Genomic DNA, 12,714 nt, shown 5'->3' with positions numbered 1-12,714 from the left:
TGGAGCTGAATAATTCCCTCTCCCGCGTGCGGGAAAGGGAATTTTGGGGGATTACTTAACTGCGGTAGAAGAGCCGTCTTTGTGCCATTTGAAGACACCAAATTCGAAGCCCTTCAGGTCACCCTTCTCATCCCAGTTCAGGTTGCCCATCACGGTTGGAACGGCAGCGCCCTCTTTCAGGTTCTTCGCAATTGCATCAGGCTCATCGCTCTTGCTGCGTTCGATTCCGGCCACCAGCGACTGAATCGCCGCGTAGGTGGTCCAGACGAACGGACCGGTTGGATCTTTGCGGTTAGACGCGGTGTTGGCTTTAATCGCATCAACAATCGCCTTGTTCTCTGGCAGCTGGTCATAACGTTTCGGCAGGGTCACGAACAGGCCTTCAGACGCATCGCCAGCGATGTTAGACAGAGAAGCATTGCCCACGCCTTCCGGACCCATGAAGCCGGCATTCAGGCCAGCGGATTTTGCCTGACGCAGAATCTGGCCCAGCTCCGGGTAATAGCCACCGTAGTAAACGAAATCGACGTTTTCTTTCTTCAGACGCGCAATCAGCGTGGAGAAGTCTTTATCACCGGCGGTGATACCTTCAAACAGCACCACGTTGCCGCCTTTGGCTTTCAGGGTTTTCTGCACCGATTCCGCCAGGCCCTGACCATATTGCTGTTTGTCATGCACCACAGCGATACGTTTTGGCTTGATGTGGTCGAGGATGTAGGTCGCCGCCGTTGGGCCCTGATCGGAATCCAGGCCAGTAGTACGCAGCACGTCAGCATAGCCACGTGCAGTCAGTTCAGGCGCGGTAGCGGCTGGGGTGATCATCAGCACGCCTTCATCGTTATAGATGTCTGAAGCTGGCTGAGTAGAGGAGGAGCACAGATGACCGATAACGTATTTGATGCCGTCATTAACCACTTTGTTGGCAACCGCAACCGCTTGTTTCGGGTCACAGGCATCGTCATATTCCACGCCAACCAGTTTGTCACCGTTAACGCCGCCTTTGGCGTTGATGTCCTTAATCGCCTGCGCGGCACCGGTAAACTGCATGTCACCGTACTGCGCGACCGGACCGGTTGATGCGCCTACGATGGCAATTTTGATGTCTTTAGCCAGCGCCGCATGGCTCATCGCCAGGGCAACGCAGCCCGCCAGTAATGCGCGTCCTTTACTCATTTTCATGCGAACTTCCCCATCTGTTGTGTCGTGTTTGTTGTGATTGTTTATTTTCTGCCAGTCAAAGAGGAAAACTCATTCTGCAATAATGGGTTAGCGCGCTTTTCTGGCATTTATAGGTAATAAGGCTTTATTTTTCAGGTTATTAAACAGGAACTTTCTTCTGTAAATCAACTGACATATTCAGAATTGACTGAGTGGATCAGCAGAATCGTCTGGTTGTTATGGCCGATTTTTCAGCAGGATACCAGCGCGTTATGCTGGCTTTTTCAACTATCGTTGATGGCTTACTCCACAATCCTGGCAAACTGACCGGCATTTGACCTATTTTCATCAGAAAAAAGTGACAGCGCTCTGACTGTCTAAATTCGCTACACTATCGCCTTTGCACTAGTACAGGTATTAGGTATGAAGCTGACAATCCAGCGCTTAGCATCGTTAACCGCTCAGGATCGTATCGATTTAGCTAAAGTCTGGCCGGAAATCGATATTGTGCAACTGGAAGCACAACTCAGCGATACGCAGCGTTTGTATGCGGCGCGTTTTAACGACCGATTACTGGCGGCGCTGCAGCTGACCCTCAGCGGCACGCAGGGGAAAATTACCCACCTCAACGTTCGCGAAGTCACGCGTCGACGTGGCGTGGGGCAATACTTGCTGGAAGAGACGATCGCGCAGAATAGCGCGTTAGCAGATTGGTGGATTGCCGATGACGGCGACGCCGAACAGGGGGTGCGTGCGGCGTTTATGCAGGCTTGTGGTTTTCGTGCGCAGGCTGATGGTTGGGTACGTTGAAAGGATGTCGCGCGGAATGCCTGAACGTGATGCGTAGCGACCAGGTAATAAAAAGGGCGACTTAAAAGTCGCCCCGTTTTTCCACCCGATCACTATCAGGCTTCAATCGCCACACGCAGTTTCTTCATGGCGTTCTTTTCCAGCTGACGCACGCGCTCCGCAGAGACGCCGTATTTGTCGGCCAACTCCTGCAGCGTGGTTTTGTTGTCATCGTCCAGCCAGCGGGCACGGATAATGTCCTGACTACGCTCGTCGAGGCTCAGCATCGCATCGCTCAGCTTATCAGCCGCATGTGCATCCCAGTTGTCCTCTTCGATGCCATCGGCAAAGTCAGAGGTTTTATCCTGCAGATACAGCACCGGCGCCATCGCTTTACCTTCGCCTGCTTCATCATCAGATGACATGTCGAAAGTCATATCCTGCGCAGCCATGCGCGATTCCATTTCCAGCACGTCTTTACTGCTCACGCCCAGCTCGCGTGCGACCATTTCTACTTCGTCCTGGTTAAACCAACCGAGACGCTGTTTGCTTTTACGCAGGTTAAAGAACAGCTTGCGCTGCGCTTTGGTGGTCGCGACTTTCACGATACGCCAGTTACGCAGCACGTATTCGTGAATCTCTGCTTTAATCCAGTGCACGGCAAACGACACCAGGCGCACGCCGACTTCAGGGTTGAAGCGACGCACCGCCTTCATCAGGCCGATGTTACCTTCCTGAATCAGGTCCGCCTGCGGCAAGCCGTAACCGGAGTAGTTACGAGCAATATGAACAACAAAGCGCAGGTGAGACAGGATCAGCGTCTTTGCTGCATCCAGATCGCCCTGGTAATGCAGCCGCTCAGCCAATGCTTTTTCCTCTTCTGCCGTCAGCACCGGCCAGTTGTTGGCAGCCCGAACGTAAGATTCCAGGTTACCCAGAGGAGCAATCGCTAAAGTTTGCATTTCTTTGGTCATTCAAACCCTCACAAATTCAATGGACTTGCTGCACAGTTCCTTGCGCAAACGCTACATTATGTCAACGTCGCGAAAAAACCAGAAGCAATCTGTGCTACTTGGACGACAAAGTTATCCACAAGTTCAATTATAGCAGTGAATATTTTACACACAGATGACGGCGGGGGATATAGGAGAATTCCTCTGCTCCCAGGTCGTCGGCAGCAGAGGAAGAGTATAGCAAAAAACGTTGCTTTTGGTTACTGCGGCGTAAAACGGCGTAAATGTTGCACTGTTGCCAGCCAGGCGGCAATCCAGCCGATGATGGCGGCGATCAGCAGTAACAGCAGCCCTTCATCCCAGGAGAAACCCTCCAGCACAAAGGTGGTACCGAATACGGTTGCTACTTGCGCCACCACCGATTGCAGGCGCAACACCAGCACTTCGGAGAGCAGCAGCGACAGCACCGCGCCGCCCAAACCTAACAGCGCACCGCCGTACAGGAATGGACGCAGGATAAAGCCGTCAGTGGCACCAATCAGCTTCTGCACGTTAATAGTATCGCGCCGCGCAAAGATGCTGAGCCGCACGCTGTTGCCGATCACCAGGAACACCGCAACCACCATCAGCAGGCCAATCATTGAGGCAATCTGTCCCACCAGCCCGGTTAGCGCCGCTAAACGCGCGAACCAGCTGTCATCCATACGCACTTCATCAACGCCCTGCACTTTAGATACGCGATCGCGCAGATTCGCCATGGTGTCCGAATTCTGGAAATTAAGTTTCGGCGTGATGATGGCCACCGCCGGCAGCGGATTCTGCTCCAGCATGTCCATCGAACCACCAAAACCAGACCAGTTGCGGAACTCATTCAACGCTTCTTCACGCGTCAGATAGTTGACGTTGTCCACGCCATCGAGCTGCTTGAGCTGCGCGGTGACATTCTCCGCTGCAGTGTCATCCAGCGCTTTATCCAGATAAACCGTTAGCTGCGGCGCGGGATACCACTGCGTCGCCGCCTGGCTGACGTTCTTCCACACCATGTAGCACACGCTCGGCAGCGTCAGGGAAATGGCGATCACCATCACCGTCAGCAGCGTCGCCAGCGGCTGACGCCACATATCCGACAGCGTGCCGCGCAGCGCATAGCGCCACTGTTCCTGCCAGCCGCCTTTCAGCGCCTTGCTTTTAGAGGGCTGTTTCGCCTTCGGCGCTGGTGCGCGCTTGTTGCGTTTATTGACCATCGTGGCCTCCGTGCAGACGTCCCTGATTGAGCGTCATCACGCGGTAATTCCGGCGTGCAATCAGCCCGACATCGTGCGTTGCCATCAACACCGTGACACCAACGCGGTTGAACTCTTCGAACAGGCGCAGGATGTCTTCCGACAGCGCATTGTCGAGGTTCCCGGTGGGTTCATCCGCCAGCAGCACCGCAGGCTTGTTCACCACCGCGCGGGCAATGCCAACGCGCTGCTGTTCACCGCCAGAGAGCTGAATCGGATAGCTTTTCGCTTTGTCGAGCAGGCCGACTTTATCCAGCGCGGCCGACACGCGCCGACGAATATCTTCGCCGCTGGCACCGGAAATGATCAGCGGGATCGCCACGTTGTCGTAGACCGAACGATCCATCAACAAATGGTGATCCTGGAAAATCATGCCGATTTGACGTCGCAGGAAAGGCACTTCGCTGTGACGCAGACGCGAAATATCGTGGCCGCTAAACCAGATCTGCCCGGCGCTCGGGCGCTCAATGCCACAAATCAGCTTTAGTAAGGTACTTTTCCCCGCACCGGAATGGCCGGTCAGGAACGCCATTTCGCCGGGACGCAGATGGAAATCCACTCCCTGCAGCGCCTGACGTCCTCCCAGGTAAGCTTTACTGACCTCTTCAAAGCGAATCATCCCAATCATTCCTCTCGGGCAAACAGTGCCTCAATAAAGTCTGCGGCCTTAAACGGCCGTAAATCCTCGATGCCTTCCCCAACACCGATATAACGAATCGGAATGCCGAACTGATCGGCAACCGAGAAGATCACGCCACCTTTGGCGGTTCCATCCAGTTTCGTCAGGGTGATGCCGGTCAGGCCCACCGCTTCATGGAACAGTTTGGCCTGGCTGATAGCGTTTTGCCCGGTGCTGGCGTCGAGCGTCAGCATCACTTCATGCGGCGCATCTTCGTCCAGCTTCTTCATCACGCGGGTAATTTTCTTCAGCTCTTCCATCAGGTGCGATTTGTTCTGCAGACGACCAGCGGTATCGGCGATCAGTACATCCACATTGCGCGACTTGGCCGCCTGGATGGCGTCAAAAATCACCGAGGCAGAATCTGCGCCGGTATGCTGCGCCACCACAGGAATGTTGTTGCGCTGGCCCCAAACCTGCAGCTGCTCAACGGCGGCGGCACGGAAGGTATCGCCCGCTGCCAGCATCACCGATTTGCCCTGCGCCTGATACTGACGCGCCAGCTTACCGATGGTGGTGGTTTTACCCACGCCATTGACGCCCACCATCAGGATGACGAATGGCATTTTGCCACCCACTTCCAGCGGCTGATCCACTTTTTCCAGAATACCGGACATTTCCGCTTTCAGCAGGCCATACAGCGCTTCCGCATCGCGTAGCTGCTTGCGGTTGGCCTGTTGTGTCAGATTGGTGATGATGCGGCGGGTGGTTTCGACGCCAACGTCGGCAATCAGTAGCTGCTCTTCCAGCTCTTCAAACAGATCGTCATCGATTTTCTTGCCGCGGAACAGGCTGATAAAGCCAGAACCGAGGTTTTCTCGGGTTTTTACCAGGCTGCGTTTCAGTCGGGCGAAGAAGCCCTCTTTGGTCGGACGCTCCTGCTCCTGCGCGATGATTGGCGCAGCGGCCAGCGGCAGATCGCTCACGGTATCCTGCGTGGCTTCGGCTAGCTCAGCATCTTCCGCATAGGTTTCCGCTAACGCCAGCGCTTCCAGTTCTTCGTCAGTTAATGGCGCTTCTTCATGCAGTTCAGGCTCATCAAGCGCCAGCTCTTCCAGCTGCGGCTCTTCTTCGATAGGTGCCACATCCGGCGCTGCTATCTCTTCTGGCAGCACCTCTTCAACGATTGCGGTAACCGGCTCAGGTTCCTGCGGCTCGATGACCGGCTCTTCAATCAGTTCCGGTTCAACCTGCTGCTGTTCCGCCACCTGTTCGGTGACGGCGACGGTTTCAACAGCCTGCGCTTCGGCGCGATCGAGCGCACTCTCTTCAACGGCAGGCTCAGCGACCACCTCGGCAGTTTGCTGCTGCTCTTCAGCAGGTTGTTGCGTCTCTTCTTCTTTGCCAAAGCCTAACCAGGAAAAAAAGCCGCGTTTTTTCTCTTTTGCCATTGTGTGCCCCTACTCCTCGATGGCTTATTCCCGGTAGCACGCTTGTTCCCAGGGGATAAAATATTCAATTTTAAGCGGGTGAGCGGCGTAAAAATCAGGTAATTACGCGCGCTACACCAACTCAGTAGTCTAACACTTTCCAGCCAGCGCACCACAGCACCCTTTTTTAACGTTTCTTCTGCCCGCTACGCCCGTTAAACTACGCAACAAAATATGACGAGTTGTGAGCGAAATGAGTAAATCCCCCCGCAGCAGCAGCGCTGGCCAGATCCGCATCATTGGCGGTCAGTGGCGCGGCCGTAAATTACCGGTGCCGGATAGCGCAGGTTTGCGCCCGACCACCGATCGCGTACGTGAAACCCTGTTTAACTGGCTGGCGCCGGATATTCAGGAAGCGCGCTGCCTCGATTGCTTCGCCGGCAGCGGCGCGTTAGGGCTGGAAGCGCTGTCTCGCTATGCAGCGTCGGCCACGCTGCTGGAGCTGGAGCGTTCGGTGGCGCAACAGCTGTCACAGAATCTGCAAACGCTGCGTGCTACGCAGGCAAAAGTGGTGCAAACCAACACGCTGCAGTGGTTAAGCCAGCCGGGCGAACCGTTTGACGTGGTGTTTGTTGACCCGCCTTTCCGTAAAGGGCTGTTACAGGAAACATTGTCGCTGCTGGAGCAAAATGGCTGGTTAGCGGCTGAAGCGCTGATTTATGTCGAGAGCGAAGTGGAAAACGGCACACCTGTCGCACCCGCAAATTGGGATTTGTACCGCGAGAAGATTGCCGGTCAGGTGGCTTATCGCTTATATCAACGCCAACAGGAGACGCACGATGTGGCTTAATTTGGGACGTTTGCTGATGATTTGCGTCTGGGCCTTTTTATTGCTTAATCTGCTGCAACCTTTCCCAACGCCGCTGCGCTATTTCGTGCACGTGGCGCTGTTCTTTATGGTGATTATGCACGGCCTGCAGCTGGTGTTGCTGCGCGCCACCCAGCCCAAAGACGCCCCAAAACTGAGCGGCGTAACCCAGGCGAAGATCTTCTTTTTTGGCGTGTTTGAGCTGCTGGCGTGGCAGAAAAAGCATTATCCGAAGATGTAGTTTCGTGCGGTTTATAGCCAGGTCGCCATGAATGGCGGCCCTATTGGGCCGGAGTAAAACTCACAAAACGCGTGCCTTTCATCTTCAACTCGCCCTTCGCGCCTTTATCGATCTGGTGATACTGGTTCGCATTCACCGTCACTTTAATATCGCTGGCACCGTTCAACGGATGGAACCAGGCTTCATATTTCATCTCTTCCGCCACAATCTCTTCACGCTGACGTGAACGGCGATTGGGCGACGGAAATTCGCGTTTGGTTTTCACTTCCACGCTCAGCGAGCGCACCGGCGAGGCATCGTTCACCGCCGTTTCGCGGCGCTGTTTAATAAACTGACGGGTCGCCAAAACGGCAATAATGGCCAGTACGATGAAAAAGATTAGCGGTGGTTTGCTCATGATTTATCTCGTGCTTTGCGTTGATTCGGAACGGGTAAAGACGACAAAGCATACAACCAGAGTCGGCTGATTGTCACATTTGGCGCCGGTAACTTACACTGAGATCGTGATTTTGGGAAAATTCATCAAACTGGCGGACATTTCGTCCAGAAAAGGGAGAAAACATGCTTTGGTCTTTCCTTGCCGTACTTTTTTCCGGCTGGCTTTACGTCGATGCTTCATACCGCGGTCCGCAATGGCAACGCTGGCTATTTAAACCTGTCACCTTACTGTTGCTCGTTGCCTGGGCGTGGCAAGCGCCAACCTTCAACACCACCGATTATTTGATTCTGGCCGGGCTGGTCGCCACGCTGGTGGGTGACGCGTTAATGCTGTTACCGCGTCAGCAAATGCTCTATGCGCTGGGCGCATTCTTCCTGTCGCATCTGCTGTACACCATCAGTTTTGCCGCACACATGACCATGAGTTTCTTCTGGCCGATTCCCCTCACCTTCCTGATCATTGGCGTGATCGTTATCGGGATTCTGTGGAGCAAACTGGAAGATCTGCGCTGGCCTATCTGCACCTTGATCGGCATGACGCTAGTGATGAACTGGATGGCGGCGGAGAACTACTTCTTCCGTCCAACTGACTTCAGTTTCTCGCTGCTGGTGGGTGCCGCGTTGCTGCTGTTAGCCAATATTGTCTGGTTTATCTCGCATTATCGCCGCCGTTTCAGCGCCGATAGCGCGATTGTCGCCGCTTGCTACTTCGCCGGTCACTTCATGATTGTGCGTTCACTGTGGCTCTACTGAAGATAACCTTACCTTCCGCTTGACTCTGGAGTCCACTCCAGAGTGTAGCATTAGGGTGCGGGCAACAGCCCGCCCCTGATTCCGGAGGTTACATGCATCAACATGCTCACCCTTGCCGCTGTGGCAAATCACATCGTCAGCCACAGCCGCTATGCTCGATTCGCAGCGTAAAACCCGCAACATTGAACATCTCCGCGGCGCAGCCCATCACGCCAGACAGCGATTGCGGCTGCTGTGACAGCGACAGCGGATCGCCAGGCGGCGAAAGCGACGCCGAAAGCGACAGGCCCGCCCTCTCTTCACATCAATTCCGCTGGCAGATTGCGGGCATGGATTGCCCCAGCTGCGCGCGTAAAATCGAAACCGCCGTGCAACGTGTACCGCAGGTTCAGCAAGCACGCGTGATTTTTGCCAGTGAAAAACTGGTGGTCGATGCCGACCAGGATATCCGCGCCACCATCGAACAGGTGGTGAAAAATGCCGGCTTCGCGCTGAGCGCCAGCGATTCCCCATCGCCTCCACAACCCGAAAGCCGCTGGCAGGAAAACGCCGGTTTGCTGCTGCTTGGCGGAATGATGCTCGCCAGTTGGCTGCTGAGCCAGCTTTCGCCGGTTTGGGGCGATCGCCTGTTTATCGCCACCACGTTGTTAGGTTTAGCGCCGATCGCGCGCAGCGCCTGGAAACTGCTGCGTAGCGGTTCGCCGTTCAGCATTGAGATGCTGATGACCATTGCCGCCGCTGGTGCGCTGGTGATTGGCGCGCACGCCGAAGCCGCGATGGTGCTCCTGCTGTTTCAACTGGGTGAACGCCTCGAAGCGTACGCCGCCGCACGCGCACGCCGTGGCGTCACCGCGCTGATGGCGCTGCGTCCCGCTACCGCCACGCGCATCAACGGCACACAGCGGGAAAACGTCCGCTTAGAAGCGCTGCAGCCCGGCGATGTGATTGAAGTGGCGGCCGGCGGACGTTTACCCGCCGATGGCGAACTGCTGCACGCCAGCGCCAGCTTTGATGAAAGCGCGCTGACCGGTGAATCGTTGCCGGTAGCGCGTGAGCCAGGCGAGCAGATCATGGCCGGTGCCACCAGCCTTGATCGTCTGGTGACGCTGAAAGTCATTTCCCAGCCGGGCCAAAGTGCCATTGACCGCATCCTGCAACTGATTGAGGAAGCCGAAACCCATCGTGCGCCGGTTGAGCGTTTTATCGATCGCTTCAGCCGCATCTATACGCCCGCCATTATGCTGCTGGCGCTGCTGGTGATGGTGCTGCCGCCGCTGCTGGGTTTTGGTGCGTGGTTGCCGTGGATTTATAAAGGGCTGACGCTGTTGCTGATTGGTTGCCCTTGTGCGCTGGTGATCTCCACGCCAGCCGCCATCACTTCCGGCCTGGCTGCTGCCGCGCGTCAGGGCGCGCTGATCAAAGGCGGCGCGGCGCTGGAGCGGCTCAGTCGCGTAAATATGATGGCGTTCGACAAAACCGGCACGCTGACCGCCGGTAAACCGCAGATCAGCCACATCCAGCCATTTGCCGCGATGGCGGAAAACAACTTGCTCACCATCGCCGCCGCCGTAGAACAGGGTTCCACCCATCCGCTGGCGCGGGCGATTGTCAGCGAGGCCGAGCGGCGCGCGCTCAGGCTTCCGCAAGCTGCACAGCAGCAAACGCTGGCCGGCAGTGGTATTCGTGCTGCGATAGATGGCGTGACCTATCAACTGCTGGCGCCGCGCGAAGTCAGCCATCTTGATAATGCACAACAGCAGCAGATTGCTCAGCTGGAAGCGCAAGGCCAAACCGTGGTGCTGCTGTTGCAGGAGCAGCAGGTTCTTGGCGCGTTAGCCTTGCAGGATCAGTTGCGCGCTGAAGCCCTCAGCGCGCTGTCTGAACTGAAGAAGCTTGGTGTTAACAGCATGATGCTGACCGGCGACAATCCACGCGCGGCTGCGGCCATTGCCGCTAAGCTCAACATCGATTATCGCGCAGGTTTACTGCCCGCCGATAAAGTTGCGGCGGTGAGGACGTTAGGCACACAGCACGCATTGGCAATGGTCGGCGATGGCATTAACGATGCGCCCGCCATGAAAGCCGCCACCATCGGCATTGCGATGGGCAGCGGCACCGATGTGGCGCTGGAAGCCGCAGATGTGGCATTAACGCAAAATCAGCTGGCGATTCTGCCGCGCACCATTGTGCTGGCACGGCGCACGCGTGCCATCATTCGTCAGAACGTGGCGCTGGCGTTGGGATTAAAGGCGATTTTTCTGGTCACCACGCTGCTCGGCTTCACCGGTTTGTGGCTGGCGGTCTTAGCGGATTCCGGTGCCACCGCACTGGTGACAGCCAACGCGCTGCGCTTGCTGCGTCAGCGTTAGGCGCCTTTTTTAATCAGAAACTGGTACGGCAAGCTTTCGGTCTGCTGTGCCAGCAACTCATGCTCCATAAAGCGGCAGAAACCAGGGATATCGCGCGTGGTGGCGGGATCGTCAGCAATGATCAGCAAGGTTTCACCGGCCTGCATGCTGCGCACGGTTTTACGCACCATCATTACCGGCTCCGGGCAGCGCAGGCCAAGGGCATCAAGCTGATGGTCTGGCGCAGAAAAGGGATCGCTCATGATTCTCTGTCGTTGTTAGGGATGGGCGCTCATTCTAGCGCGCGAATAAGCCAACGCAAGGCGATAACGATTGCGTTAAAATTAACCATTGCATAAATTGCGCAACGCGTTAAGATGCCGCCGATTTTTTATTTACCACCGTGCCAATGCACGAACCTGGGTTCCCTCACCCCATCACTAAAAAGGCTTACAATGATTAACTTCTCTGCACGTCAGCGCATGCATGCGCTGTTTTGGCTATCGCTATTCCATCTGCTGGTGATCACCTCCAGTAACTATCTGGTCCAGCTGCCGGTTTCCATCTTCGGCTTCCACACCACTTGGGGCGCGTTTAGCTTTCCGTTTATTTTCCTCGCCACCGATCTGACCGTGCGCATCTTTGGCGCGCCGCTGGCACGTCGCATTATTCTGGCGGTGATGATTCCCGCGCTAGTGATCTCCTACATTGTTTCCTGCGTGTTCTATCAGGGCGAATGGCAAGGTTGGGCGTCACTGGAAGAGATGAATCTGTTTGTTGCCCGTATCGCCTGCGCCAGCTTTATGGCTTATGCGCTGGGACAAATCCTCGATGTGCACGTTTTTAACCGTTTGCGCCGTTTATCGCAGTGGTGGATTGCGCCAGCGGCAGCGATGTTCCTCGGTAATATCAGCGATACGCTGGCCTTCTTTTTCATCGCCTTCTACAAGAGCCCAGATCAATTTATGGCCACGCATTGGGTCGAAATCGCACTGGTGGATTACAGCTTCAAGGTGCTGATCTGCATGATCTTCTTCCTGCCCGCTTACGGCGTGCTGCTAAATGCCATGCTGAAGCGCTTAGCCGAACGTTCCGCGCAGCAGCAGATCAATTTCGGCTAATTGCACATACACTAAATGCCGCATTACGCTAAGATTTCCTGACACTCCGGCGGTTGCTTTTGCTAACTAAATCCGCTTGTATAACGGCTGACTGGAATCATGTAAAAGGGAAAAGAATGCGTAACGTAGTGAAATATGTGGGTATTGGCCTGTTGGTTATCGGCCTGGCGGCATGTGACCAGAAGAAAGATGATGCGGCAGCGAACAGCAACGGTGCGAGCGCCAGCCAGTCGGCCCAGACGGTTAACCTGATGGACGGCAAACTGAGTTTCTCTCTACCGGCGGGCATGTCTGACAAGAGCGGCAAGCTCGGCTCTGAATCCACCAACATGCACGTCTATGCCGACGAAACCGGTCAGCGCGCGATTATCGTGATTGCCGGCGATCCCACCAACGAAGCGCTTGATGCGCTGGCACAGCGTCTGGAACAGCAGCAGCGCGGTCGCGACCCACAGCTGCAGGTGGTGTCTAACAAAGCGGTGACGCTGAAAGACCAGCCGGCACAGCAGCTGGATACGGTGATTTCTGCCAACAATCAGACCTCATGGTCTTCGGTGATTCTGGCGAAAGTGGATGGCAAACTGCTGACGCTGCAAATTACCTTGCCAGCAGATAATCAGCAGCAAGCGCAAAGCGATGCTGATGGGATCGTCAAAAGCATCACGTTGAAATAATTTTTGCACGAATTGTAGCGGCGCAATTCATTGCGCGTC

General features: G+C 55.6%; 15 protein-coding genes. 8 read left to right on the top strand and 7 right to left on the bottom strand.

Translation table 11 applies throughout. The features are described 5' to 3' along the window. Positions 1 to 51 precede the first annotated feature (51 nt). A complete protein-coding gene (locus AAF463_RS01460) occupies positions 52 to 1,179 on the bottom strand; it encodes a branched-chain amino acid ABC transporter substrate-binding protein (RefSeq protein WP_061718403.1) in 1,128 nt (375 codons plus the stop codon). 191 nt (positions 1,180 to 1,370) lie between these two features. Here AAF463_RS01460 and AAF463_RS01455 point away from each other — a divergent pair, with 191 nt between their 5' ends. Both AAF463_RS01455 and panM read left to right on the top strand, forming a co-directional pair. After that, a complete protein-coding gene (locus AAF463_RS01455; RefSeq protein WP_255527713.1) occupies positions 1,371 to 1,496 on the top strand; it encodes a hypothetical protein in 126 nt (41 codons plus the stop codon). Between the two features lie 85 nt (positions 1,497 to 1,581). Then, a complete protein-coding gene (panM, locus tag AAF463_RS01450; RefSeq protein ID WP_217550088.1) occupies positions 1,582 to 1,968 on the top strand; it encodes an aspartate 1-decarboxylase autocleavage activator PanM in 387 nt (128 codons plus the stop codon). Positions 1,969 to 2,063: 95 nt separating this feature from the next. On the opposite strand, the gene rpoH is transcribed toward panM, so the two are convergent. The 4 genes from rpoH to ftsY form a co-directional block, all read right to left on the bottom strand. Then, complete coding sequence (rpoH, locus tag AAF463_RS01445) at positions 2,064 to 2,921, bottom strand: RNA polymerase sigma factor RpoH (RefSeq protein WP_064737937.1); 858 nt, start codon at positions 2,919 to 2,921, stop codon at positions 2,064 to 2,066. Between the two features lie 239 nt (positions 2,922 to 3,160). Beyond that, the gene (gene ftsX / locus AAF463_RS01440) at positions 3,161 to 4,144 is read right to left on the bottom strand and encodes a permease-like cell division protein FtsX (protein WP_101763100.1); all 984 of its coding nucleotides are present in this window, start codon (positions 4,142 to 4,144) and stop codon (positions 3,161 to 3,163) included. Then, a complete protein-coding gene (gene ftsE, locus AAF463_RS01435; protein ID WP_008109888.1) occupies positions 4,134 to 4,802 on the bottom strand; it encodes a cell division ATP-binding protein FtsE in 669 nt (222 codons plus the stop codon). The genes ftsX and ftsE overlap by 11 nt, the downstream gene beginning before the upstream one ends. Before the next feature lie 5 nt (positions 4,803 to 4,807). Then, on the bottom strand, positions 4,808 to 6,253 hold the full coding sequence (gene ftsY, locus AAF463_RS01430) for a signal recognition particle-docking protein FtsY (RefSeq protein ID WP_350261411.1): 1,446 nt from the start codon (positions 6,251 to 6,253) through the stop codon (positions 4,808 to 4,810). A 232-nt stretch (positions 6,254 to 6,485) separates the two neighbouring features. Here ftsY and rsmD point away from each other — a divergent pair, with 232 nt between their 5' ends. Together rsmD and AAF463_RS01420 are read left to right on the top strand one after the other, a co-directional pair. Then, positions 6,486 to 7,082: a 16S rRNA (guanine(966)-N(2))-methyltransferase gene (gene rsmD, locus AAF463_RS01425; protein WP_101763102.1), complete on the top strand. Its 597-nt coding sequence runs from the start codon at positions 6,486 to 6,488 to the stop codon at positions 7,080 to 7,082. Further along, positions 7,072 to 7,341 carry a DUF1145 family protein gene (locus tag AAF463_RS01420; protein WP_350261410.1) on the top strand — a complete coding sequence of 90 codons (270 nt, stop codon included), beginning with the start codon at positions 7,072 to 7,074 and terminating at the stop codon, positions 7,339 to 7,341. Before rsmD ends, AAF463_RS01420 begins: the two co-directional genes overlap by 11 nt. Before the next feature lie 40 nt (positions 7,342 to 7,381). Here AAF463_RS01420 and AAF463_RS01415 read toward each other — a convergent pair whose 3' ends face one another. Next, entirely contained in the window at positions 7,382 to 7,738 is a 357-nt protein-coding gene (locus AAF463_RS01415; RefSeq protein WP_101763103.1) for a DUF2500 domain-containing protein, read from the bottom strand. Between the two features lie 164 nt (positions 7,739 to 7,902). Between AAF463_RS01415 and AAF463_RS01410 the strand changes: the two genes are divergently transcribed. Then, complete coding sequence (locus AAF463_RS01410) at positions 7,903 to 8,532, top strand: lysoplasmalogenase (protein ID WP_101763104.1); 630 nt, start codon at positions 7,903 to 7,905, stop codon at positions 8,530 to 8,532. Between the two features lie 92 nt (positions 8,533 to 8,624). Next, the gene (locus AAF463_RS01405; protein ID WP_271461133.1) at positions 8,625 to 10,901 is read left to right on the top strand and encodes a zinc/cadmium/mercury/lead-transporting ATPase; all 2,277 of its coding nucleotides are present in this window, start codon (positions 8,625 to 8,627) and stop codon (positions 10,899 to 10,901) included. On the opposite strand, the gene tusA is transcribed toward AAF463_RS01405, so the two are convergent. Beyond that, complete coding sequence (tusA, locus tag AAF463_RS01400) at positions 10,898 to 11,143, bottom strand: sulfurtransferase TusA (RefSeq protein ID WP_036649974.1); 246 nt, start codon at positions 11,141 to 11,143, stop codon at positions 10,898 to 10,900. The genes AAF463_RS01405 and tusA overlap by 4 nt on opposite strands. A gap of 192 nt (positions 11,144 to 11,335) precedes the next feature. On the opposite strand from tusA, the gene AAF463_RS01395 reads away from it, so the two are divergent. Both AAF463_RS01395 and AAF463_RS01390 read left to right on the top strand, forming a co-directional pair. Beyond that, positions 11,336 to 12,001 (top strand): 7-cyano-7-deazaguanine/7-aminomethyl-7-deazaguanine transporter, encoded by a 666-nt coding sequence (locus tag AAF463_RS01395; protein WP_271461134.1) that lies wholly within the window; start codon positions 11,336 to 11,338, stop codon positions 11,999 to 12,001. Positions 12,002 to 12,117: 116 nt separating this feature from the next. Next, positions 12,118 to 12,675, top strand: a complete 558-nt coding sequence (locus AAF463_RS01390) for a DcrB family lipoprotein (RefSeq protein WP_061718408.1) — start codon at positions 12,118 to 12,120, stop codon at positions 12,673 to 12,675. Positions 12,676 to 12,714 lie beyond the last annotated feature (39 nt).

It is taken from the genome of Pantoea sp. BJ2 (assembly GCF_040255075.1).
In the GTDB taxonomy this organism is placed as follows: domain Bacteria; phylum Pseudomonadota; class Gammaproteobacteria; order Enterobacterales; family Enterobacteriaceae; genus Pantoea; species Pantoea leporis.
Note: the sequence above shows the minus strand (reverse complement) of the source record. Positions and strands in the feature narration are given on the sequence as shown.

Coding starts and splice junctions, on each gene's coding strand:
- AAF463_RS01460 (WP_061718403.1), bottom strand. CDS start 1,179: ATGAAAATGAGTAAAGGACGCGCATTACTGGCGGGCTGCGTTGCCCTG.
- panM (WP_217550088.1), top strand. CDS start 1,582: ATGAAGCTGACAATCCAGCGCTTAGCATCGTTAACCGCTCAGGATCGT.
- rpoH (WP_064737937.1), bottom strand. CDS start 2,921: ATGACCAAAGAAATGCAAACTTTAGCGATTGCTCCTCTGGGTAACCTG.
- ftsX (WP_101763100.1), bottom strand. CDS start 4,144: ATGGTCAATAAACGCAACAAGCGCGCACCAGCGCCGAAGGCGAAACAG.
- ftsE (WP_008109888.1), bottom strand. CDS start 4,802: ATGATTCGCTTTGAAGAGGTCAGTAAAGCTTACCTGGGAGGACGTCAG.
- ftsY (WP_350261411.1), bottom strand. CDS start 6,253: ATGGCAAAAGAGAAAAAACGCGGCTTTTTTTCCTGGTTAGGCTTTGGC.
- rsmD (WP_101763102.1), top strand. CDS start 6,486: ATGAGTAAATCCCCCCGCAGCAGCAGCGCTGGCCAGATCCGCATCATT.
- AAF463_RS01420 (WP_350261410.1), top strand. CDS start 7,072: ATGTGGCTTAATTTGGGACGTTTGCTGATGATTTGCGTCTGGGCCTTT.
- AAF463_RS01415 (WP_101763103.1), bottom strand. CDS start 7,738: ATGAGCAAACCACCGCTAATCTTTTTCATCGTACTGGCCATTATTGCC.
- AAF463_RS01410 (WP_101763104.1), top strand. CDS start 7,903: ATGCTTTGGTCTTTCCTTGCCGTACTTTTTTCCGGCTGGCTTTACGTC.
- AAF463_RS01405 (WP_271461133.1), top strand. CDS start 8,625: ATGCATCAACATGCTCACCCTTGCCGCTGTGGCAAATCACATCGTCAG.
- tusA (WP_036649974.1), bottom strand. CDS start 11,143: ATGAGCGATCCCTTTTCTGCGCCAGACCATCAGCTTGATGCCCTTGGC.
- AAF463_RS01395 (WP_271461134.1), top strand. CDS start 11,336: ATGATTAACTTCTCTGCACGTCAGCGCATGCATGCGCTGTTTTGGCTA.
- AAF463_RS01390 (WP_061718408.1), top strand. CDS start 12,118: ATGCGTAACGTAGTGAAATATGTGGGTATTGGCCTGTTGGTTATCGGC.